Annotated in this window: 18 protein-coding genes; 6 read left to right on the top strand and 12 right to left on the bottom strand. The window is 57.0% G+C overall.

Going from position 1 to position 22,131, the window contains the following annotated elements:
• Positions 1-79: 79 nt before the first annotated feature.
• Both lplT and aas read right to left on the bottom strand, forming a co-directional pair.
• Positions 80-1,273, bottom strand: a complete 1,194-nt coding sequence (gene lplT / locus AC2CGP_RS12000) for a lysophospholipid transporter LplT (RefSeq protein ID WP_020078036.1) — start codon at positions 1,271-1,273, stop codon at positions 80-82.
• A complete protein-coding gene (aas, locus tag AC2CGP_RS12005) occupies positions 1,266-3,425 on the bottom strand; it encodes a bifunctional acyl-ACP--phospholipid O-acyltransferase/long-chain-fatty-acid--ACP ligase (protein ID WP_086557598.1) in 2,160 nt (719 codons plus the stop codon). Before aas ends, lplT begins: the two co-directional genes overlap by 8 nt.
• 620 nt (positions 3,426-4,045) lie before the next feature.
• On the opposite strand from aas, the gene galR reads away from it, so the two are divergent.
• Positions 4,046-5,062: an HTH-type transcriptional regulator GalR gene (gene galR, locus AC2CGP_RS12010; RefSeq protein WP_015703331.1), complete on the top strand. Its 1,017-nt coding sequence runs from the start codon at positions 4,046-4,048 to the stop codon at positions 5,060-5,062.
• On the opposite strand, the gene AC2CGP_RS12015 is transcribed toward galR, so the two are convergent.
• Positions 5,023-5,502, bottom strand: coding sequence for a GNAT family N-acetyltransferase (locus tag AC2CGP_RS12015; RefSeq protein ID WP_015703332.1), 480 nt, complete (start codon positions 5,500-5,502; stop codon positions 5,023-5,025). The genes galR and AC2CGP_RS12015 overlap by 40 nt on opposite strands.
• A gap of 196 nt (positions 5,503-5,698) precedes the next feature.
• On the opposite strand from AC2CGP_RS12015, the gene AC2CGP_RS12020 reads away from it, so the two are divergent.
• Complete coding sequence (locus AC2CGP_RS12020; protein ID WP_161798777.1) at positions 5,699-6,700, top strand: LacI family DNA-binding transcriptional regulator; 1,002 nt, start codon at positions 5,699-5,701, stop codon at positions 6,698-6,700.
• Here the strand turns inward: AC2CGP_RS12020 and lysA are convergent.
• Positions 6,693-7,955, bottom strand: coding sequence for a diaminopimelate decarboxylase (gene lysA / locus AC2CGP_RS12025; protein WP_049034552.1), 1,263 nt, complete (start codon positions 7,953-7,955; stop codon positions 6,693-6,695). The genes AC2CGP_RS12020 and lysA overlap by 8 nt on opposite strands.
• 136 nt (positions 7,956-8,091) lie before the next feature.
• Between lysA and AC2CGP_RS12030 the strand changes: the two genes are divergently transcribed.
• On the top strand, positions 8,092-9,018 hold the full coding sequence (locus tag AC2CGP_RS12030; protein ID WP_047076582.1) for a LysR family transcriptional regulator: 927 nt from the start codon (positions 8,092-8,094) through the stop codon (positions 9,016-9,018).
• Here AC2CGP_RS12030 and AC2CGP_RS12035 read toward each other — a convergent pair.
• From AC2CGP_RS12035 to AC2CGP_RS12050, 4 genes are all read right to left on the bottom strand, one after another.
• Positions 9,005-9,697 (bottom strand): aspartate/glutamate racemase, encoded by a 693-nt coding sequence (locus tag AC2CGP_RS12035; RefSeq protein ID WP_047466407.1) that lies wholly within the window; start codon positions 9,695-9,697, stop codon positions 9,005-9,007. The genes AC2CGP_RS12030 and AC2CGP_RS12035 overlap by 14 nt on opposite strands.
• A gap of 79 nt (positions 9,698-9,776) precedes the next feature.
• Positions 9,777-11,132, bottom strand: a complete 1,356-nt coding sequence (locus AC2CGP_RS12040; protein WP_047466409.1) for a carbohydrate porin — start codon at positions 11,130-11,132, stop codon at positions 9,777-9,779.
• A gap of 109 nt (positions 11,133-11,241) precedes the next feature.
• Positions 11,242-12,672 (bottom strand): glycoside hydrolase family 32 protein, encoded by a 1,431-nt coding sequence (locus AC2CGP_RS12045; RefSeq protein ID WP_026612223.1) that lies wholly within the window; start codon positions 12,670-12,672, stop codon positions 11,242-11,244.
• Positions 12,673-12,690: 18 nt separating this feature from the next.
• Entirely contained in the window at positions 12,691-13,932 is a 1,242-nt protein-coding gene (locus tag AC2CGP_RS12050; RefSeq protein WP_015369910.1) for an MFS transporter, read from the bottom strand.
• Between the two features lie 223 nt (positions 13,933-14,155).
• Here AC2CGP_RS12050 and AC2CGP_RS12055 point away from each other — a divergent pair, with 223 nt between their 5' ends.
• Complete coding sequence (locus AC2CGP_RS12055; protein WP_042897666.1) at positions 14,156-15,151, top strand: LacI family DNA-binding transcriptional regulator; 996 nt, start codon at positions 14,156-14,158, stop codon at positions 15,149-15,151.
• On the opposite strand, the gene araE is transcribed toward AC2CGP_RS12055, so the two are convergent.
• From araE to AC2CGP_RS12075, 4 genes are all read right to left on the bottom strand, one after another.
• Positions 15,152-16,570 carry an arabinose-proton symporter AraE gene (gene araE / locus AC2CGP_RS12060; RefSeq protein ID WP_015369908.1) on the bottom strand — a complete coding sequence of 473 codons (1,419 nt, stop codon included), beginning with the start codon at positions 16,568-16,570 and terminating at the stop codon, positions 15,152-15,154.
• Positions 16,571-16,864: 294 nt separating this feature from the next.
• Positions 16,865-17,626 (bottom strand): 2-dehydro-3-deoxy-D-gluconate 5-dehydrogenase KduD, encoded by a 762-nt coding sequence (gene kduD, locus AC2CGP_RS12065; protein ID WP_020078029.1) that lies wholly within the window; start codon positions 17,624-17,626, stop codon positions 16,865-16,867.
• A gap of 366 nt (positions 17,627-17,992) precedes the next feature.
• A complete protein-coding gene (locus tag AC2CGP_RS12070) occupies positions 17,993-19,171 on the bottom strand; it encodes an acetyl-CoA C-acetyltransferase (RefSeq protein ID WP_015369905.1) in 1,179 nt (392 codons plus the stop codon).
• A gap of 111 nt (positions 19,172-19,282) precedes the next feature.
• Positions 19,283-20,158 (bottom strand): LysR family transcriptional regulator, encoded by an 876-nt coding sequence (locus tag AC2CGP_RS12075; RefSeq protein ID WP_015369904.1) that lies wholly within the window; start codon positions 20,156-20,158, stop codon positions 19,283-19,285.
• 102 nt (positions 20,159-20,260) lie between these two features.
• Between AC2CGP_RS12075 and AC2CGP_RS12080 the strand changes: the two genes are divergently transcribed.
• Together AC2CGP_RS12080 and AC2CGP_RS12085 are read left to right on the top strand one after the other, a co-directional pair.
• Positions 20,261-20,722 (top strand): multidrug/biocide efflux PACE transporter, encoded by a 462-nt coding sequence (locus AC2CGP_RS12080; protein WP_020078027.1) that lies wholly within the window; start codon positions 20,261-20,263, stop codon positions 20,720-20,722.
• Positions 20,723-20,861: 139 nt separating this feature from the next.
• Positions 20,862-22,091 carry an amino acid permease gene (locus AC2CGP_RS12085; protein WP_015369902.1) on the top strand — a complete coding sequence of 410 codons (1,230 nt, stop codon included), beginning with the start codon at positions 20,862-20,864 and terminating at the stop codon, positions 22,089-22,091.
• Positions 22,092-22,131 lie beyond the last annotated feature (40 nt).

Raw genomic sequence — 22,131 nt, forward strand, 5'->3', positions numbered from 1 at the left:
AAAACCCGGGTAGCGGCGTAAACGCCTTACCCGGGCTACTGGAGAGCAGACATTTGTGAGTCCGTCCCCCTCCGGGGCGTTATTTACGCCGTCCCCACCACCACAATGCGGCGATGGCTAGCGCAAAGACCGCGCCAAACCCTATCCCCACGCCAACCGGCGGGATCCCAACGCTGACCGCCAGCGAGTACAGCCCCAGCATAAGCAGCATCGCCACGTTTTCGCCGAGGTTCTGTACCGCAATGGCGTTACCTGCGCCAACGGTATGTTTCCCGCGCTCCTGCAGCAGCGCGTTCAGCGGCACAATAAAGAAGCCGCCGCACACACCGAGCAGTAGCAGCAGGCCAAATGCTGGCAATAGCGACTGCTGCACCGCGAAGGCAATCACCGCGACGCCAATCAATATCCCGGCGGGCATACAGCGCGAGACGGTTTCCAGCGTTACCAGCTTCGCCGCCGCGCCAGCACCAACCACAATCCCGACGGCGACCATCGCATTGAGGTAGGTCGGCATCGCGTTGCTGGTGATCCCAAGCGCTACGGGCACCCAAATCACCAGCAGGAAGCGCAGCGTCACCCCCGCGCCCCAAAACAAGCTGGTGCCCATCAACGAGAAACGCGTTTCGCTATTACGCCACAGCGTTTTACAGGCGCTGAAGAAGCTATGGGTCATCGGCCTGAAACGCCACGACTGCCCAGGACGAGCCGCCGGTAGTTTCGGGATCCACAGGTTAGCGACCACCGCGCCGCCATAAACCAGCGCACAAACGATAAGCGCCGCCAGCACGTGCCAGTCCGCAAGAATGCCGCCCGCCATTGACCCCAGCAGGATAGCCGCGATGGTCGACGACTCCATCAGTCCGTTAGCCTTCACTAACTTATCGCCGGTGGTCAGTTCGCCCAGAATACCGTATTTCGCCGGCGAATAGGCCGCCGCGCCAACACCCACCAGCGTATAGCCGATAAACGGATTGACGCCAAAGCAAATACACCCGGCGCCGAGCAGCTTCAGGCCGTTAGCGACCATCATCACCCGGCCTTTGGCGAAGCTATCGGCAAACTGACCGACAAACGGCGCAAAGAGAATGTAAGCGCCCACAAACAACATCTGCAACACCGGCTGGCTCCACTCCGGATAGTAGAGCTGTTTCATCAGCGCCAGGGTGGCGAACAGCAGCGCATTATCGCCGAAGGCCGACAGGAACTGGGCGCAGATCACCGCCATCATCCCTTTCGAGTACAGTGAAGCGTTAGTGTGCACTGACTCACTCATTTGAATGCTCCGCCTCTTCTACCATGCCTTTCAGGGTGACAAAGTCCGGCTTGCCGCTGCCCAGTACCGGCAGCTGTTTCAGCCAACGAATATCGCGCGGCACCGCCAGTTCCGGTACGCCATGTTCACGTGCGTAGCGCAACAGCTTTTCGCGATTGAGTTCATTATCGGTGGTAAACAGCACCAGCGCCTCGCCTTTGCTGGCGTCCTGCTTAATGGCCGTGGCGTGCATTTTGTCTGGCGAGACCGCCAAAGCGACCTGCTCGACCATCTCCAGCGAGACCATCTCGCCGGCGATTTTGGCGAAGCGCTTGGCGCGGCCCTGAATGCGGACGTAGCCCTGTTCGTCAAAGACGACGATATCGCCGGTGTCGTACCAGCCGCTCTCCACTTCACCGTACTGGTTTTCCGCCGTCGGCGCTTCCAGCACGCCGGGGTTTTCTATCCGCAGATAGCCTTTCATGATGTTAGGCCCTTTTAACTGCAGTCGGCCTCCCTGTTCGATGCCCGGCATCGCCAGCAATCGGGCATCCATTCCCGGAAGAATGCGCCCGACGGTGCCGACTTTCGCCGCCATCGGAACGTTGATGGAGACCACCGGCGCGCATTCGGTCACGCCGTAGCCTTCAAGGATGCGCAGACCAAATTTGTCCTGCCACAGCTGCTTGGTGCTGTCCTGCAGTTTTTCCGCCCCTGCCACCACATAGCGCAGGCGATAAAAATCATACGGGTTGGCAAAGCGGGCATAGTTGGCGAGGAAGGTTGAGGTGCCGAACAAAACGGTACAGTTACGATCGTAAACCAGCTCCGGCACCACCCGATAGTGCAGCGGGCTTGGATAGAGGAATACTTCCGCGCCGGTGAATAGCGGCGTCAGCAGGCCGACCGTCAGGCCGAAGGAGTGGAAAAGCGGCAGCGCCGACATAAAGCGGTCGTTGGCGGTAAAATCGGCGATGGTTTTAATCTGTTCGACGTTAGCCAGCAGGCTTTTATGGCTATGCACCACCCCTTTTGGGTTCCCCTCCGAGCCGGAGGTAAAGAGGATCATCGCCGCATCTTCCGGCTGCTGCTTGACCTGCGCCAGACGCGGCGCCAGCAAATGGCCAAATATCCACAGTTTGTCGGCAGTGGTGACATCGCCTTTCAGATCTTCCAGAAACACCCAGCGCACCTGAGTCAACTGCTCAGGCAGGTGCCAGAGTTTGCCCTTATCGAGGAAGGTACGGGAGGTAAAAATGGTTTTGATTTCCGCGGCGGTAATCGCGCTGCTGAGTCCTTTGACGCCGGCGGTATAGTTCATCATTGCCGGGATTCGCCCGCGGGCAATCGCGCCGAAAATCACCGCCGCGCTGATACCGGCGTTAGGCAGCATCAGGCCGATTTTCTCGCCCTGCACGCTGTATTTTTCCAGAATACGCGCGACGAACAGCGTTTTGGTCAACAGTTTACGGTAGGTATCCGGCTGGAAATTAATATCTTCCACGCAGTTTTTGCGCGCGCCAAAGCGGTCCTGCGCCGCCAGTAGCGACTCATATAACGTTTCACGCGGGCGCACCGCCATCCGCGCTTCCATCATGATCTGGTGCAGCATTTCGCCGGCGATTTTTCGCCGATCGCGGGCGCGCGGCGCCTCCGGCATCGGCAGATGCGTCGGCGGCAGTAAATGGAGCTGAATACGCGGGAACAGGCGGCGTTTTACCAGCCCCTTCAGGCGGCTGAATGGCGTAAGTTCGGCGCCTTCAATTCGCAGCGGCACAATGGTCGCTTTCGACTTCGCCGCCACGAACGCCGCGCCGTCATAGATTTTCATCAGCGAACCGCTGACCGAAATACGCCCTTCCGGGAAAATAACCACCGGGCGTCCCTGCTCAATCAAGCGCACCAGATGCTTAATTGACATCGGTTTGGTGGGGTCCAGCGGAACAAAGTCGATAAGCGGCGTCAGCGCCCGCATAAACCAGCGCTGGCTAATCGACGTATAGACCGCAAACACCGGCCGCACAGGCAGAAAGAGCGCCAGTAAAATACCGTCGAGAAATGAGACATGATTGGGCGTTATTAATACTTTTTCCTGATAAAGCGCCTGAGTGTCTCCGGTCAATCGCACCCGGTACAATCCTTTGAACAGTAATCGAAAAAATCCCAACAGCATAACGACTCCGCGTGGCTGATTTAGTAATCCAAGCAGGTTACATGAGAAGGCGGGGAAAAGCAGTGTGGGGGATAAAATTCAGAATAAAAAAAACCTGCGCATCCGCGCAGGCCGGTGCAAGATAATCAGTACGAAGTGCGTACTTAAGAAACTCACCAATCAATACCTCTGGGACCCTGATTGTCGCGTTTTTACCCGCGATCGCGCCAGCGCGAAAACGCAAGGGAATGAGCCTAAGTGCAACCAGGTATTACGATTCTCGCTATCTGTAACAGCATGAATAACAGGCAAAAAAAAACCTGCGCATCTGCGCAGGTTGGTGTAATTAAGTGGTCAACATGACGTTGACTCCACCTATCAATACCTCTGGGATAGCCAGAGTATCAATGCATCACTCAACGAAACCAGCGAACATTCGCAACAGCTAATCGCAAAGTGTAAGCAAAGATGAGAATTCTCTTTTCACCGTTGCATCCCACGCATTGTGCTGTGTAACTTTGTCACTGCTAATCTCTGTCTGCGTCACATTTGTATCAACCAGAATAGCGGTAGCCTTGAATCCGCTGCGCTTTCCCGTAACATAACTATTATGTAAACGCTTACCCTAAAAAAGGTCCGGTATGGCGACAATTAAGGATGTAGCCCGACTCGCAGGAGTGTCCGTCGCTACCGTCTCACGCGTTATCAACAACTCGCCAAAAGCGAGTGAAGCCTCTCGTCAGTCGGTGACGGCGGCGATGGAAACCCTGAACTACCACCCCAACGCCAACGCCCGCGCGCTGGCGCAGCAGTCAACGGAAACCATCGGCCTGGTGGTGGGCGACGTTTCCGATCCCTTCTTCGGCGCGATGGTCAAAGCCGTCGAGCAGGTGGCCTACAGCACCGGTAATTTTTTGCTTATCGGCAACGGCTACCACAACGTGCAAAAAGAACGTCAGGCGATTGAACAGCTAATCCGTCACCGCTGCGCGGCGCTGGTGGTGCACGCCAAAATGATCCCCGACGACGAGCTGGCGGGGCTGATGAAACAGATCCCCGGCATGGTGTTAATTAACCGCATCGTGCCGGGTTTCGAGCAGCGCAGCGTGGCGCTCGATGACCGCTACGGCGCCTGGCTGGCGACGCGCCATCTGATTCAGCAGGGCCACAGCCGCATTGGCTATATCTGCTCCAACCACGCGATTTCCGATGCCGAAGACCGGCTGCAAGGTTATTACGATGCCCTGAAGGAGAGCGGCCTGGCCGTCAACGACCGGCTGGTCACCTTCGCCGAACCTGACGAAAGCGGCGGCGAGCTGGCGATGACCGAGCTATTAGGCCGCGGCAGAAACTTTACCGCCGTCGCCTGTTACAACGATTCAATGGCCGCCGGCGCGATGGGGGTGCTCAACGATAACGGTATCGAGGTGCCGCAGGAAATTTCGCTGATTGGCTTCGATGATGTGCTGATCTCGCGCTACGTGCGCCCCCGCCTGACCACCGTACGTTATCCGATCGTCACCATGGCGACCCAGGCGGCGGAGCTGGCCCTGGCACTAGCAGAACAGCGTCCGGCGCCGGAAATCACTCACCTCTTCAGCCCGACGCTGGTGCGCCGTCACTCGGTGATAACGCCCGCGGAAAGTGACAAGTCATAGCGGTACAGGCTCACGGCGGTGGCCGGGTAATCCAGGCCCTCGCCGATATAGCGCCAGCCAAAGCGCTCATAAAAATCGCGGCAGGCGGAATAGAGATAAAGCTGCGGATAACCGCACTGGCGGGCATAGTCGATGACGTGCCGCTGCAGCTTCCCGGCCAGCCCCTGCCCGCGCGCCGTTTCGGCGACAAACAGCGCCGCCATCCATGGAAATAGATCCTGACGGCTTATCAAATCGCAACGCCACAGCCCCACGGTACCCAGCAGCGCCTCACCATCGGTGGCGATAAAGGTCAGCGGCAGCGCCCCCGGCGTTTGGCTATGTTCAACAATACTGCTAAAAAACGCCTGCGGTAAGGCATCGCCGGCAAAAGCCTGCCATAACCACTCCGCCACCTGCGGCCCATGCTGCGGCGCGGCGTACAACGGTTGAATCTGCATTTTTTCCCCCTGTGAATCGATGAATTCTAGCGCGCCGCTCGCGCCCGCGCATCCGGGGTCGGAAAATGCCTTCAACAGGATTTCCGCAAAAAGCGTGATCGCGATAGTCTTTGCCGTCGTCAGGCTCATATCCCTCTGAATGACTGTGGTAAACTGCGCCCTATCACCGGTTATCAGGAATCGACGAATGGCAACAATGCTGGATGTCTCAATACGCGCAGGCGTCTCGAAAGCGACGGTTTCCCGCGTGTTGAACGGCACAGGTCAGGTAAAAGAGAGTACCCGCCAACAGGTATTCAAAGCGATGGAAGAGCTGGGCTACCGGCCTAATTTTCTCGCCCGCTCGCTGGCGAATCGCACCAGCAACAGCATTGGACTGGTGGTATCGACATTCGACGGTTTTTACTTTGGCCGCTTGCTGCAACAGGCGTCGCGCCAAACGGAAGCCTGGGGCAAACAGCTTATCGTCACCGACGGCCACGATGCGCCCGAACGGGAAGAAGAAGCGGTACAAATGTTGGCCGACCGTCAGTGTGACGCCATCGTGCTCTACACCCGCCATATGAGCGAACAGAAAATTATGTCGCTTATCGAAACCATTGAAACGCCGCTGGTGGTGATTAACCGCGACGTTAGCCAGGCGCGGGAACGCTGCGTGTTCTTTGAACAGCAGGAGGCGGCGTTTCAGGCCGTCGACTATCTGATCTCCCAGGGGCATCGCGATATCGCCTGCCTGACCGTACCAATGCATACCCCAACGGGTAAAGCGCGCCTGGCGGGCTACCGCAGCGCCCTGGAAAAGCACGGAATTGCGTGGGAACCGGCGCGGGTCAAGTACGGCGATTCAACGATGACCCGCGGTTATGAGCTGTGTCGGGAATTATTAGAAGAGAAAACGCCGTTTAGCGCGCTGTTCTCCTGTAACGATGATATGGCGTTGGGCGCCTCGAAAGCGCTGCATCAGGCGGGGCTGCGCATTCCGCAGGACGTATCGCTCTTCGGCTTTGACGACGCTCCTAGCGCGAAGTGGCTGGAGCCCGGATTATCAACGGTTTATCTGCCGATCGACAATATGATCACCACCGCCATCGACCAGGCGATTAAGCTCGCCAACGAACAGCCGATCGAAACCATCCCGCCGTTCACCGGTACGCTGGTACTGCGTGAATCGGTGACGACGGGGCCATTCTTTAAATAAGCTCCAGCGCCAGCAGTTCTTCAATGGTCTGGCGGCGGCGAATCAGGCGCGCGCTGCCGTTATCAAACAGCACTTCCGGGAGTAGCGGGCGGCTGTTGTAGTTTGAAGACATCGATGCGCCGTAGGCGCCGGTGTCGTGCAGCACCAGGTAATCGCCCGGCGCCACCGCCGGCAGCAGGCGAGTTTCCACTTTGCCGCCCTCCTGCTGGGTAAAGACGTCGCCGGATTCGCACAGCGGCCCCGCGACCACGGTTTCCAGCTGCGGCTCGCCGCTCAGGTCGCGCCCGTCCGCCGCCAGCGCGGTAATATGATGATAGCTGCCGTACATGGCCGGGCGCATCAGATCGTTAAAGCCGGCATCGATCAGCACGAAGTGGCGGCTGCCCATCTCTTTCACGCTACGCACCTGCGATACCAGCACGCCGGACTCCGCCACCAGGAAACGCCCCGGTTCGATCTCCAGCTTTACCGGATGCCCCAGATGTTGGGCGATCTGCTCGCGCGCCGCATTCCACAGGCCAAAGTAGTGATCGGTATCGATCGCCTCTTCGCCTTCGTGATATGGGATCGATAAACCGCCGCCGGCGGAGATCGCCTGCAGATCCTGACCAAACTCCACCACCTGGCGCACCATCGCGCCGCATACTTGCTCAAGATGACCGTAATCAACGCCGGAGCCGATATGCATATGGATGCCGACCAGCTGTAGCGAATGGCGGCGAATCACCTCCAGCGCCTGCGGCAGCTGGCTGAACCAGATACCGTGTTTGCTGTTTTCGCCGCCGGTATTGGTCTTCTGGCTGTGGCCATGACCAAATCCCGGGTTGACGCGCAGCCAGACGCGGTGGCCCGGCGAGACTTCACCCAGCTGGCTAAGCATATCCACGGATCCGGCATTCACTGGGATCTGTAATGCTTTCACCCGCTCAAGGGTCGCACGATCGATCAGATCGGCGGTAAAGACGATATCGTCCGGATGCTGCACGGGATCATAACCTGCCGCCAGCGCGCGTTCGATCTCGCCAAGCGACACCGAATCCACCTTCACGCCCTGCTCGCGCATCAGACGCAGAATATGAATATTGGAGCAGGCCTTCTGCGCAAAACGCACCACGTCAAACTGGCTAAGTTGGGCAATCTGGCGGCGGATAATCTGCGCGTCATAGACCCATACCGGGCAGCCGAACTCAGCGGGCAGGCGCAGTAGATTGTCAGCGGTCAGATCGGTATCGGTGGCGTTTAGCGAGCGTGGCATAAGGACTCCGGTGCGTACGTGTGTTTGTCGATGTTTTTTCCGATTACGCCACAGCGGGAAGAGAATAAAAAATATCGTTTTATCGCGAGTCTATGCAAAAATGATATGGCTATCTGATGCTAACCGGGAGCCGCCCATGCCTGCCGTCAACTTACGCCATATTGAGATTTTCCACGCGGTGATGACCACCGGCAACCTAACCGAAGCGGCGCGGATGCTGCATACCTCGCAGCCGACGGTCAGCCGCGAACTGGCGCGTTTTGAGAAAGTGCTGGGCTTAAAGCTGTTTGAGCGCGCCCGCGGCCGTCTGCAGCCGACGGTGCAGGGGCTGCGACTGTTTGAAGAAGTACAGCGCTCGTGGTACGGGTTGGATCGCATCGTTAGCGCCGCGGAGAGCCTGCGCGAATTCCGCCAGGGAGAGCTGTCGGTAGCCTGTCTGCCGGTCTTTTCGCAGTCATTTCTGCCGCTGCTGCTGCAGCCGTTCCTGGTGCGCTATCCGGACGTCAGCCTGCAGATCGTGCCGCAGGAGTCGCCGCTGCTGGAGGAGTGGCTGTCCGCCCAGCGCCACGATTTGGGGTTAACGGAAACGCTGCATACGCCAGCCGGCACCGAGCGCACGCCGCTGCTGACCTTAAATGAAGTCTGCGTGCTGCCACAAAATCACCCGCTGGCCGCGAAAACCGAACTCACCCCCGCCGACTTCCACGGTGAAAACTATATCAGCCTGTCGCGCACCGACAGCTATCGTCAGCTGCTTGATGCGCTATTTATGGAGCACCAGGTGAAAAGACGGATGGTGGTTGAAACCCACAGCGCGGCGTCGATCTGCGCGCTGGTGCGCGCCGGAGCGGGCATTTCGGTGGTTAACCCGCTCACCGCCCTCGACTACGCTGAGAGCGGCGTGGTGGTGCGGCGCTTCAGCGTCGATGTGCCCTTTACCGTCAGCCTAATCCGCCCACTACATCGCCCCGGTTCCGCGCTGGTCGACGCCTTTGTCCAGCATCTGCAAACCAGCCTGCCGCGTATCGAACAGCCGCTGGCGGCGGTACTTAAGAGAGCATAAATTCCACCGCGTCGGCGGCATGGATCGCCGCGGTATCAAATACCGGCAGCGGACTACTCGTTTCCGGTACCAGCAGGCCGATTTCGGTGCAGCCGAAGATAACGCCTTCCGCCCCCTGCGCCGCCAGCGCCTTGATGACCTGCAGATAATAGTCGCGCGAGGCGTCGCTAAAGGTGCCGAGGCATAGCTCATCAAAAATAATTTGATTGATGCGCGCCCGATCGTCAGCCTGCGGGATCAGCGTCTCAATGGCAAACTGCTGCTGTAGACGGCCGCGATAAAAATCCTGCTCCATGGTGTAGCGGGTGCCCAATAGCGCGACCCGACGCTGGCCTTTAGCGCTGATAGCCCGCCCGGTGGCGTCGGCGATATGCAGGAACGGCACCTCGCAGCGGGCTTCAATCGCATCAGCCACCTTATGCATGGTGTTGGTGCACAGCACGATGCCCTCGGCGCCGGCCTGCTGTAGCCCCAGCGCCGCCGCGGCGAGGATCTCGCCGGCGCGATCCCACTCCCCTGCCGACTGGCAGGCTTCAATCTCATGAAAATCAACACTATGTAGCAACAGGCTGGCGGAATGCAGGCCGCCGAGCCGCGCTTTAATGCCTTCATTAATTAACCGGTAATAGGGAATGGTGGATTCCCAGCTCATGCCGCCCAGCAGGCCGATGGTTTTCATTATCTGCTCCTTTATGGTTTGCTCCAGTGAAGCAAACCTGCCGATAACTTTCCACTGTTGCTGTTGGGCGGCGACCCCATCAGAAGAAATATTTAAAGCGCACGCGCGCGCCGTAGCGTTCGTCGTCGTTCCCGCTCTGCTGGGCCGACGAATCCAGCCATGAGGCATAGGCGCCGAGATAAATATTAAAGTTCGGCATATCCATGATATTCGGCAGTTGCCAGGAGGCATGGATCGTGTGGATGTCATAGCGGCCCGGCGTCAGAATCGCGCAGTCGCCATCGCACTCGCCGCTGACCCCCGCCATGTTGAACTGCTCGATTTTGTTGTGCGCGTAGATATATCCCAGCTCGACGCGATGCCACAGCGCGTTGATACCGGCGCTGAAATCCTCTTCATCCGCCGCGTCCAGATAAGCGGTGCTGAGATTCACCACCATGCCATCCTCGGCATCGGTTTTCAGCGTATTCCAGCTCATGGTCAGGCCGTAGCCGGTACGGCTTGACTGATCGACCCAGCGTCCGTTCTGGTTTTGATAGCCATAGGCATTGTTCACCAGATTACTCTCAACCGCCGCCGCCACTGACCACGGGCCGGACTGCCAGGCCGCCACCGGCCGCACATAGACCACGTTTTTATGATTTTCGAGCGCGTTGCCGTGGTAGTTTTGATCGACAAACAGCGAGCTACCGTCTTCCACCAGCGTGTTGAGCTCAAAGTACCAGTTATCGAGGTATTTGCTCAGCAGGAAATTACCGCCGCTGCTGCTACGCCCGCGCCCCTCTTTCATCATGTAGATATAACCGTAACCGTCGCTATAGAGATCGTTGGCGGTATTACCAGAATATTCAATAAACGTATCCTGATTCAGCGGGAACATATCGTAGGCTTCAAAGCGCCCGATTTTTATTTTCCAGTCATTTTCCTGACCAAAGAAAAATACGGCATCATCAAGATTCATTTTTCCGGTCATATCCGCCAGCGGTTGTACGCTAAAGCCGGAGTATTTCCCATTAGCGCCTTTGCGTAAGCCATCGAACCCTAACAAAATACGCCCATTAATATCCCAGCGCTCTTTATCCCCCGGCGCCCAGTTCTTATTCGCGCTGGTTTTTACCGAGGTCAGGCTGCCGGTTCGGCTGGCGCCATCCATATTAAATTCAACATCACCGTAAAATTTTAAATCGACATCTTTATTCACCGCCAGCGCGGGCGCGGCAACCGTCGCGGGCGCAGGCGCGCTGCTTTGAGCCGTCGCGCGCTCCTGCTGCTTCAGTTCGCGGATTTCCGCCTCGGCGTTTTGCGCCCTCTGCTCGGTGGCTTTTAAGCGCTGCTCCATCTGCGCCAGACGCTCCTCAAGCGAAAGCGTTTGCTGCGCGCCGGCGGCGGGAATAAATAAAGACGAGATAAGACATCCAACCCAGATTTTATTCATCGTTAGACCCTGCTTATTATATATTAAAGGTATTGTTTTATTATTTTGGTGAATATTAAATAACCCGCCGGCGTTTGCTTACGGGTTATTCAGGTTAATGATTATTTAATTAGAGGTTCCATGCTCCGCCATCAATTAATGCCGCACTACCGCTCCAGGAAAATAAAGCTAATTCCCGGCGCCGGGCATCAGGATAAATACGGCTGCTGAGGCAGGCTTCGCCGTCATTAACGAAAACCTCAACGGATGAGCTATCGAAAAATAGCCGCAGCTTCAGCGCCGAACCGGCTGGTAACGGAACGCTGCGGGTGCCGCACAAACCATATTGCGGATAGCGACGCTCCAGCACCAGACGCTGCATCTGATTGTCGACATATACCTTCAGCCCTTCGCCAAAGCTCAAACCGTACTGCTCGGCGCCGCTATTGGCCATATCCCAATGCAGGTTGACCTCCATGGTTTCGCAGTGCTCTACCATCGTCAGTTGCTGATTCTTCAACGAACTGACCGGCCACGGGAACCAGTCGCGGCGCAGACCTTCCACCTCTTTTGCCGGACGCATCAATAACCGATTATTCGCGCCGAGGCTTAACTCGCGCGGCAGCGACAGCATACCGGCCCAACCGTCCTGCTGCTCCGGCAGCGGCGACTCCCACATATCCAGCCAGCCGATTACAATTCGTCGGCCATCGGGGGTGAGGAAACTTTGCGGCGCATAGAAATCGTGACCGCTGTCGAGTTCGACAAACGCCTCTTCGCGGACAAAAGGTTGCCCCGGCTGCCAGTCCCCCAGCAGATAGCCGCTCTGGAATAAATTGCGCCGGGCAAAGCCGTCCGCGGCCATCCCCTGCGGCGAGAACATCAGCACCCGCTTGCCATCGAGTTCAAAGAAATCCGGGCACTCCCACATGTAGCCCATCCCCGCTTCGGCCTGGGCAAGAATACCGGCGTCCTGCCAGTAGCGCAGGTCGTCAGAACGGTACAACCGCACCTGGCCGACGTCGTCTACCCGCGCGCCGACCACCATGTACCAGCTTTCACCTTCACGCCATACTTTCGGGTCGCGAAAATGGTGCATCCCCGGCGGGGTATCGATAACCATCCCCTGGCGCTCAAAATGGATGCCGTCGCGGCTGGTCGCCAGGCACTGCACCTGGTACAGGTTATTTTCATCCGCGGGATCGCCATGAAATTTATGGCCGGTGTAGATGAGTGCCAGCGTATCGCCATCAACCACCGCCGAGCCGGAGAAGCAGCCGTCTTTATCTTCCGGCCCTTCCGGCGCCAGCGCCACCGGCAGGTGTTCCCACTGCACAAGGTCCTTGCTGCGCGCGTGGCCCCAGTGCATCGGCCCCCACTGGTTTGAATACGGGTGGTGCTGATAAAACGCGTGGTACCAGCCGTCGAACCATACCAGCCCGTTGGGGTCGTTGATCCAACCGGCACGGGCCGCCAGGTGATAACGCGGATACCAGCGCGGGTTGAGATCCACGCTTTTCGCCTGCAGTTCCCGCTCCGCGTTACTAATGGAATACATCATATTCATTTCTCTTTTCAGTCAGATAGTGGATGGCTGCGACATGAGCGAATCCGAAGAGGGCTTATTGGATCGCAGCAGGAAGATGGAGATGAAGGTGGTGCAGAACACCAGCAGTCCCATGATCAAATAGGAGTCGGCGAAGCCGTATTTTTCGTAGCTATAGCCCGCCAGCGGCGACAGTACGGTGGCGATGACCGAACTGGTGCAGGCGAAACCAACCAGGTACAGGGTGGAAGAAAGGCGTTTATCAAAGTTCAGGCTGTTGTATTTGAAGATGGACACCAGCAGCACCGGTAATTCCACGGCGTGCAGCAGTTTCGTAATCGAGATCAGTACAGGGCCTTCCACCAGCCCGGAGGCCACCATGCGCATCGCCATCACCATGCCGGCGAAGATCAGGCCGTTTTTCGCGCCGATGCGATTGACCAGCCACGGGGCGCAGAACATTCCCGCCGCTTCGAGGAACACCTGGAAGGAGTTGAGATAGCCATACATGGCGTTCCCTTCATGGAGCGTGGCAAACTGCGAGGAGAAGTAGACCGGAAACTGCTGGTCGTAAACGCCGTAAATACAGGTGCCAACGACGAAAAACACCAGCGCCCAAAAGCGCGGCAGCGTCAGCAGGCGCAGCGCGTCTTCCAGCGTGACTTTACCGCCACTGACCGCCTCCTGCATGGCATGCGGCGCCGAAGAGACCTTAAGCCGCGCCAGCAACATGAAGAAAACCAGACCAGAACAGCTGGCGACGGCGAAGTTCAGCTGCGGGTTAATGTTGAACAGCAGCCCGGCGAAAAAGGTCGCCACCGCCCAGCCCAGCGATCCCCACATCCGCGCTTTGCCGAATTCAAACTGGCTTTGCCGCGCCACACGCTCGGTATAGGACTCCAGCACGCCAATACCGCCGTTAAAGGTCAGGCCGATATAGATACCGCCAAAAATACTGCCAAGCAGTACGTTGATTTTCAGCAGATAGCCAAACAGCAGATAGGCCGGGCCGGAAAGGATCAGTAAGACCGTGATATACCAGAGTAAATTTTTGCGCAGCCCCAGTTTATCCTGGATAAAGCCGTAGCAAATCTGGGCGAATAGCGCCGAGACCGACAGCACCGCGTAGATAATGCCGGTATCCCCGGCTTTCAGCCCCACTTCCTGATGTAGCCAGATGGAAAGCAACGAGCCGGAAGAAGACCAGGTAACAAAAAAGAAAAACAGTAAGGCACTGAGTAAGGGGTAGCTGTGAGAGTGATGCATCTTCATCATGACATTCTCGTGTTGGAGTAATGCGCAAATGGTAACGTTAACAAAAAACAACTCTCATCTGGTTTTGTGGCGATTCATGATGTTAATCACAAAAGTTAACGTTAACATAATAGAGATGAGATCGCGATCAACTATTCCTCGCCATGCTTCACCATCAGGCTGGGATAGACTATCGTATGATCCTTTTACATCAGCGACTTAGTTGTATACCGGAGTAATCACCATGGCATCCCTGAAAGATGTAGCGAAGCTAGCCAACGTCTCACTGATGACGGTATCCCGCGCGCTGAACAGCCCGGAGCGCCTGAAGGCGGAAACGCTTGCCCGCGTACAGGCGGCTATCGAACAGACCAATTACGTCCCCGACCTGTCGGCGAAGAAAATTCGCGGCGCCCGGGCAACCCCAAGCACCATCGGCGTACTGGCGCTGGACACGGTGACCACCCCATTCTCGGTAGAGATAACGCTCTCTATCGAAGAGACGGCGCGGGCCCACGGCTGGAACAGCTTTGTGGTTAACATGTTCTCGGATGACAATCCAGATGCCATCCTTGACCTGCTGCTTTCCCACCGCCCGGACGGCATCATTTACACCACCATGGGGCTACGCCAGGTTCCGCTACCGGCGAAATTGTTGACGCTGCCCTGCGTGCTGGCCAACTGCGAAAGCCTGAACGAGAACGTCGCCAGCTATATTCCAGACGATGAGCAAGGCCAGTACGACGCGGTGAAAGCGCTGCTGGCCGCCGGCTATCGCCGCCCGCTCTGTTTGCATCTTCCGGCCAGGCATCTGGCGACGATACGCCGCCGACAGGGGATGGAACGCGCCTGCCGCGAGGCGCAGGTCGATCCGGATACGCTCGATCACTGCTATATGACCTACGGTGACGAACACTATCGCGATATTCCCGGCCAGCTGCTGGCCCATATTGATCAGGGTAAACCGCGGTTTGATTCCGTAGTGTGCGGTAACGATCGTATCGCTTTTATGGTCTACCAGACGTTGCTGGCGCAGGGCTTGCGAATCCCTGAAGATGTGGCGGTGGTGGGTTATGACAACATGGTGGGGATTGGCGATCTGTTCCTGCCGCCGCTGTCAACGGTGCAGTTACCGCATTATGAAATTGGCCGCCTGAGCGCCCTGCATATTATTAACAGCGACAGCCATCGGGATACCATTAAGGTTCCCAGCCCGTGGCTGCCGCGCGAATCCGTGTGATCAGTTGCCGATGTTACGCAGCTTTTCCCCGGACATCAGCTTGCGTTCGATATGTTCAAGCGTCACGTTTTTGGTTTCCGGGATCAGCCAGAAGGTCACGCCGATAAACGCCACGTTCAGCGCGGTATAGAGCCAGAACGTGCCTGCCGCGCCAATCGCGTCCAGCAGCGTCAGGAAGGTCGCGCCAATAATCATGTTCGACACCCAGTTGGTGGTGGTCGAACAGGTGATGCCGAAGTCGCGGCATTTTAGCGGCTGGATCTCAGAGCAGAGGATCCACACCACCGGCGCGGCGCTCATCGCGTATCCGGCAATACACATCATGGTCATTCCCACCGATAGCCAGGAGAGGCCGCTGCCGGCGGTACCGTTATCAAACTGCATCAGGCAGTAGCCCAGCACCAGGGTGCCCAACGCCATCACGCTAAAGCCGATTTTCAATGCCGGTTTACGCCCGGCCTTATCAACGGTAAACACCGCGATAAAGGTGGCGAACATGAAGGTCAGGCCGACCACCAGCGTGGCGATCATCTGCTGCTCGGTGGTGGTAAAGCCGGCCATTTTGAAGATTCGCGGCGCGTAATACATGATGATATTCATGCCGGTAAACTGCTGCATCGCCTGCAATAACATGCCAAGGAATACCGCCCGACGCACGTTGCGGTTCACTTTGAACAGCGCCCAGCCGCCCTGCTTGAGCTTCAGGCTTTCGCGGATTTCATTCAGCTCATCGCGCGCCTTTTCCGAGGTATCGCGCAGCATGCGCAGCACTTCTTCGGCCTCGATATGGCGGCCTTTTTCCGCCAGCCAGCGCGGACTGTTAGGCAGGAACACCACCAGGATAATCAGCAATACCGCCGGCAGCGCCAGCACGCCAAGCATCGCCCGCCAGTTGCCGCTGTAGCTGAAGGCGGTATCGGATAAGAAGGCCAGCACGATGCCAAGCGTGACCATCAACTGATACATGCTGATCATCTTGCCGCGAACGTTTTCGCTTGCCATTTCAGAAAGATAGAGCGGTGCGGTATAAGAGGCGATACCGACGGCGACGCCAAGGACAATACGCGCCGCCAGCAGCATCTCGACGCTGGTGGCGAATGCCGAGCCGATAGAGCCCGCCACAAATAGCACCGCGCCAACCATCAAACTGTATTTACGGCCAAGACGGAAAGAGAGCCAGCCGTTGAACAGCGCGCCAATCGCCGCGCCAAGCATCATACTGCTGACCACCCACTCCTGCAGACGGCTGGATAAAACGAAATGATCGGTGATGAAAGGTAGCGCCCCGGCAATCACGCCGATATCAAGGCCGAATAACAAACCCGCCACCGCGGCGGCAATGGAGACAAACTGGTTCATGCGCCGGGTGTTGCGCTGCGCATTGGGGAGTAAACCCGGATCGGTGGTCAATGAAGTCATTTTTTTCCTGCCTCAACAGAGTATGCGTGCAGTGAAAGTACGGGATCGCAGGGCTAAGGTGTCAGTCGGGAGATGGCGAAGATATGGATAAAACGGCTGGCAGCATTGTTTTTGTGATGGACATTAAACTTTATCTTATGCAAAAAATGCTGTCCGATCGTCAAAACAACCCTGATGAATGGCGAGTATTTTATTTTCCATTACTAACGAGTATGGATTATTTAAACCTCATGATATGGACGATCATTGTTCAGAAAACAACCCGCCGGTTGGCGGGTTGTTCGACTATGTCTGTTAGCGCGCCAGCCAACCGCCATCTACCGCCACGGTGTAGCCGTTGATGTAATCGGATGCGCTGGAGGCGAGAAACACCACCGGCCCCATTAAATCGCTCGGCAGGCCCCAGCGGCCGGCCGGGATACGGTCGAGAATTTCCGCGCTGCGCTGTTCATCGGCGCGTAACTGCTGGGTATTGTTGGTTGCCATGTAGCCGGGGGCAATGGCGTTAACATTGATATTATGCTTTGCCCATTCATTGGCCAGCAGGCGAGTTACGCCCATGACGCCGCTTTTCGAGGCGGTGTAGGACGGCACGCGGATCCCGCCCTGGAACGACAGCATGGAGGCAATATTGATGATCTTGCCGCCGTTACCCTGAGCGATGAAGTGCTTCGCCGCGGCCTGAGACATGAAAAAGACGCTTTTGATGTTCAGGTTCATCACGTCATCCCAGTCCTTCTCGCTGAATTCGATAGCATCCTGACGGCGGATTAGCCCCGCGTTATTGACCAGAATATCGATGTGGCCAAATTCCGCCACCGCGCGCTCAAGCAACTGCGGAATACCATCTATTTGCCGCAGGTCGGCGGTGAGGCTCAAAAAACGACGCCCCAGCGCGGTAACGCGCTCGATGGTTTCCCTCGGCTCAACGATATTAATACCGACGATATCGCAGCCCGCTTCCGCCAGCCCAACCGCCATGCCCTGGCCTAAACCGGTGTCGCAGCCGGTCACTACCGCGACTTTCCCCTGAAGAGAGAATGCATCAAGAATCATATCTGGTTCCTTTCTTTCACGGCCTGCTCACCACAGGCAAGGTTCTGAGGCTAAGAAGAACTCCTGGGGCATCCCCATCATAAAAATAAAACAGAGTTCCGTTTTGCTGATAGTCACATAGTAGACCGCTGAAAAATCATTTTCAACGACAATTAAAACAACGTTTCATTTTTTATGATTAAAAATGATAAAAACGCAAAACGGATCACATCGCCAGGAGCTAGCAACCTGTACAAAAGCTATAAATCCAGTGAGTTAGGTTATCTTTGGAAAATAACCGCGAAGAGAGAAAATCGGAGAGAAAAACGAAGAAAAGAAGATCGGCGAGGAAGTTGGACATCGCGCCGAAGACGGCGCGAGATCGTATTATGCGCGCTCCACCGCCAGCGCAACGCCCTGACCGCCGCCGATACACAGCGTCGCGAGCCCTTTACGCGCATCGCGCTTGATCATTTCATGTACCAGCGACACCAGAATACGGCAACCGGACGCGCCAATCGGATGGCCCAGGGCGATAGCCCCGCCGTTAACGTTAACCCGCCGTTCATCCCACTCCAGCACTCTGCCAACGGAGATCGCCTGGGCGGCAAAAGCTTCATTAGCTTCGATTAAGTCAACCTCATCCAGCTGCCAGCCCGCGCGCTCAAGGCAGCGCCGGGTGGCATGTACCGGCGCGATACCCATTAGCGCCGGATCGACGCCGACGCTGGCGAAGGCGCGAATGCGCGCCAGAATCGGCAGCCCCAGCTCCTGGGCCTTTGATTCGCTCATCATCATTACCGCCGCCGCGCCATCGTTAATACTCGATGCATTACCCGCGGTCACCGACCCAAGCTGGTCGAAGGTGGGCATCAGGCTGGCTAACCCTTCAGCGCTGGCATCCATCCGCGGCTGCTCGTCGGTATCCACCAGCCGTTGACTGCCGTTATGCTCGGTGGCGACCGGCACGATTTCATCGCGAAACCGCCCGGAGTCTATCGCCCGCCGCGCTTTTTGCTGCGAGCTAAGCGCCCAGGCGTCCTGTAGTTCACGGCTGATCCCATACTCCCGCGCCAGATTTTCCGCCGTTACGCCCATATGGTAGTCATTGAAAGCGTCCCACAGCCCATCATGCACCAGGCTGTCGATAAGCTGGCTATTGCCCAGCTGCGCGCCGGTTCGGCTGTCGGTAAGCACATGCGGCGCGCGGCTCATGTTTTCCTGACCGCCGGCGATCACTACATCCGCTTCGCCGCATTGGATGGCCTGAGTCGCCAGGTGCAGCGCTTTCAGCCCGGAGCCGCAAACGTCGTTGATGGTGATCGCCGAGACGGTATTCGGCAGCCCGCCGCGGATCGCCGACTGACGCGCCGGATTCTGCCCGGTGCCCGCAGTCAGCACCTGACCGAGGATCACTTCATCAATGCACTGCGGATCGATTCCGCTCCGCTCGACTAACGCCTTCACCACCACGCTGCCCAATTCCACCGCCGAGTGACGCGCCAGCGTTCCCTGAAAACAGCCGATAGGCGTACGCAACGCGCCGACGATCACGACATCTTTCATCCTTTACCTTCTGCGCAAAGAACCATCAATAGATGCCGTTATAGTAGAGAATTGTTATCAAAAAATTTCGCAATTGTTTAAAAAAAGTGAGGCGGTTCACAAAGTTCGCCGTCACGACTCGCGGCCTTGCCCTTCAAGGTGTTGGCGCAGCCAGCTGCCCGCTTCCCCCAGCGGCGTACGCTTGTTCCATAGCAGATCCACCGAGATCGACCGCGGCCAGCCGGCGATATTCAACGCTTTAAGCTTGCCGCTACCGGCGAACTCTTCCACCAGCGCGCAGGGCAAAATACACCAGCCAAAGCCCTGCACCGCCATACTCAGCAGCAGCAAATAGTTGGGCGCCGACCATACCTGGCCGCGCGAGGGGTCCGGCGCGCTCTCAAGATAAGTGCTAAGCCGCAGTTCACGCCAGCCGTGCAGATCATCCCAGAAAACCCGCCCCTGACCGGCCAGCGGATGCCCCGGCGCAACATAAATCCCCATCGCCGTTTGCAACGGCAGGCGCATGCTGCCGATCTCCATCGGATAGCTGTCCCGGGCTTCGATAAGCCCCACCTGAGCGCGCTCTTTTTGCAGCAGATCCACCACGTCTTCATCTTCGCCAATCAGACATTCAAACTCGGTATGCGGAAAACGCCGATCGAACTGTTCCAGCAAATCCTCCAGTACATCCGGGTGCAGGGTATCCGACAAGACGAAGGTCAGCCGCGGTTCGGTATTACCGGATAACGAACTGGCGAGCTCATCCAGCCGCGAACTGGCGGCCAGTATTGCTTTCACATAGCCCAGCACCTGCTCGCCCTGCGCGGTTAGCGTCGGCTGGCGAGTGGAACGATCGAAGAGAGTCAACCCCAGGTCGGTTTCAAGATTCGAAATCGCGGTACTGATGGTGGACTGGCTTTTACGCATCCGCCGGGCGGCGGCGGAGAACGAACCGCTGGCGGCGGCTTCTACAAAGGCGGTGAGAGCTTCGGGAGAATAGTGCATAACCTATCTACTTTATCGATGGAATCTATCTTTTGTTTATCACATTTTTCCATAAAATGCCGGGTAAATCTGGATGACAGAACTGACAAGAGGTATCCCAAAATGAAAACCAATCACCTGCAGCGTAAGACACTGCTGGAACGCGTACTCCACGCGGTGAGCTTTGAAGGTCTCGCCACGTTAATTCTGGCCCCCACCGCCGCCTGGTTAATGCAGCGATCGGTGGTCGAAATGGGCGGCTTGAGCATTCTGCTCGCCACCATGGCGATGGTCTGGAACCTGATCTATAACGCCGCCTTCGACCGTCTGTGGCCAGTTTCACGCCTGGCGCGCACGCTGCGGGTGCGCGCGCTGCACGCCATCGGCTTTGAGTGCGGCTTTATCATCATCGGCGTCACCGTCGTCGCGCTGGTGCTTGGCGTGTCGCTGGTGCAGGCATTTATGCTGGAAATCGGCTTTATGCTGTTCTTCCTGCCCTACACCATGTTCTTTAACTGGGCGTGGGATACGCTGCGCGTGCGCGTCCTGAAGTATCGCCAGCCGCAGAGTCTGCCGAATAGTTAACGTTCTCGATCGCGCGGATCGCCTAACCCTTTGGCGATCCGCAGGTTTATTTATCGCCGAAAACTATCACCGCAAACGATTCATAAATGTGGTAAATTGCACTCCTTTTTTTGGGTTATACGGTTGATAAATTCGCATAATGTCTAAAATTTGGTCTAAAGAAGAAACTCTATGGAGTTTTGCTCTATATGGCACTGCCGTAGGCGCCGGCACCCTATTCCTGCCGATTCAACTCGGTTCGGCCGGCGCCATCGTGCTGTTCCTTACCGCTTTGGTTGCCTGGCCGTTAACCTACTGGCCGCACAAAGCGCTGTGTCAATTCATCCTGTCGGCCAAAGTGGCGGCCGGTGAAGGGATCACCGGCGCGGTCAATCATTACTACGGCAAAAAAGTCGGCAATCTGATCACCAGCCTGTACTTTCTCGCCTTCTTCGTAGTGATCCTGATCTACGCCGTGGCAATCACTAATTCGCTGGCTGAACAACTGGCGAGACACGTGGCGATGACTCCTGGCGTACGCGCTCTGCTGAGCCTCGCCGTGGTGCTGGTACTGAATCTGATCTTCCTGATGGGGCGTCATATGACCATCAAAGTGATGGGATTCCTCGTCTTCCCGCTGATTGGCTGTTTCCTGTTCCTCTCCATCTACCTGATTGGCAGCTGGCAACCGGAACACCTCACCAGTCAGATGCAGCTGAACGCAAAGACCTGGCACCAAATCTGGATCTCGATTCCCGTGATGGTTTTCGCTTTTAGCCATACGCCGATTATTTCGACCTTCGCTATCGATCAGCAGGAGAAATATGGTGAGCTGGCCATGGGTAAATGCAAAAAAATCATGAAGGTGGCCTACACCATCATCTGCGCCAGCGTGCTGTTTTTTGTCTTCAGTTGCCTGCTGTCCATTCCGCTGCCGTACATCGAAGCCGCGCGTAATGAAGGGGTGACGATTCTCTCTGCGCTCTCCATGGCGCCGGGCGCGCCAGGCTGGCTTGCAGTGACCGGCATTATCGTCGCGGTGGTCGCGATGTCGAAATCGTTCCTCGGCACCTATTTTGGGGTGATTGAAGGCGCCAGCGAAATCGTTAAAACCTCGCTCGGCCAGCTCGGCATTCGTAAGAGCCGCGCCTTTAACCGCGCCATGTCGATTATGCTGGTCTCGGCGCTGACCTTTATCGTCTGCTTTATCAATCCGAACGCCATCTCGATGATTTACGCCATCAGCGGCCCGCTTATCGCCATGATTCTGTTCATCATGCCGACGTTGTCGACGTATATCATTCCGGCGCTCAAGCCCTACCGTTCGCTGGGTAATCTCATTACCTTAATCGTCGGCCTGCTCTGCGTCTCGGTGATGTTCTTCAGTTAAATCGCTCTCGCGGCGACGCCTTCAGCGTCGCCGCACGTTC

This window comes from Klebsiella sp. SYXHC3 (genome assembly GCF_057196925.1).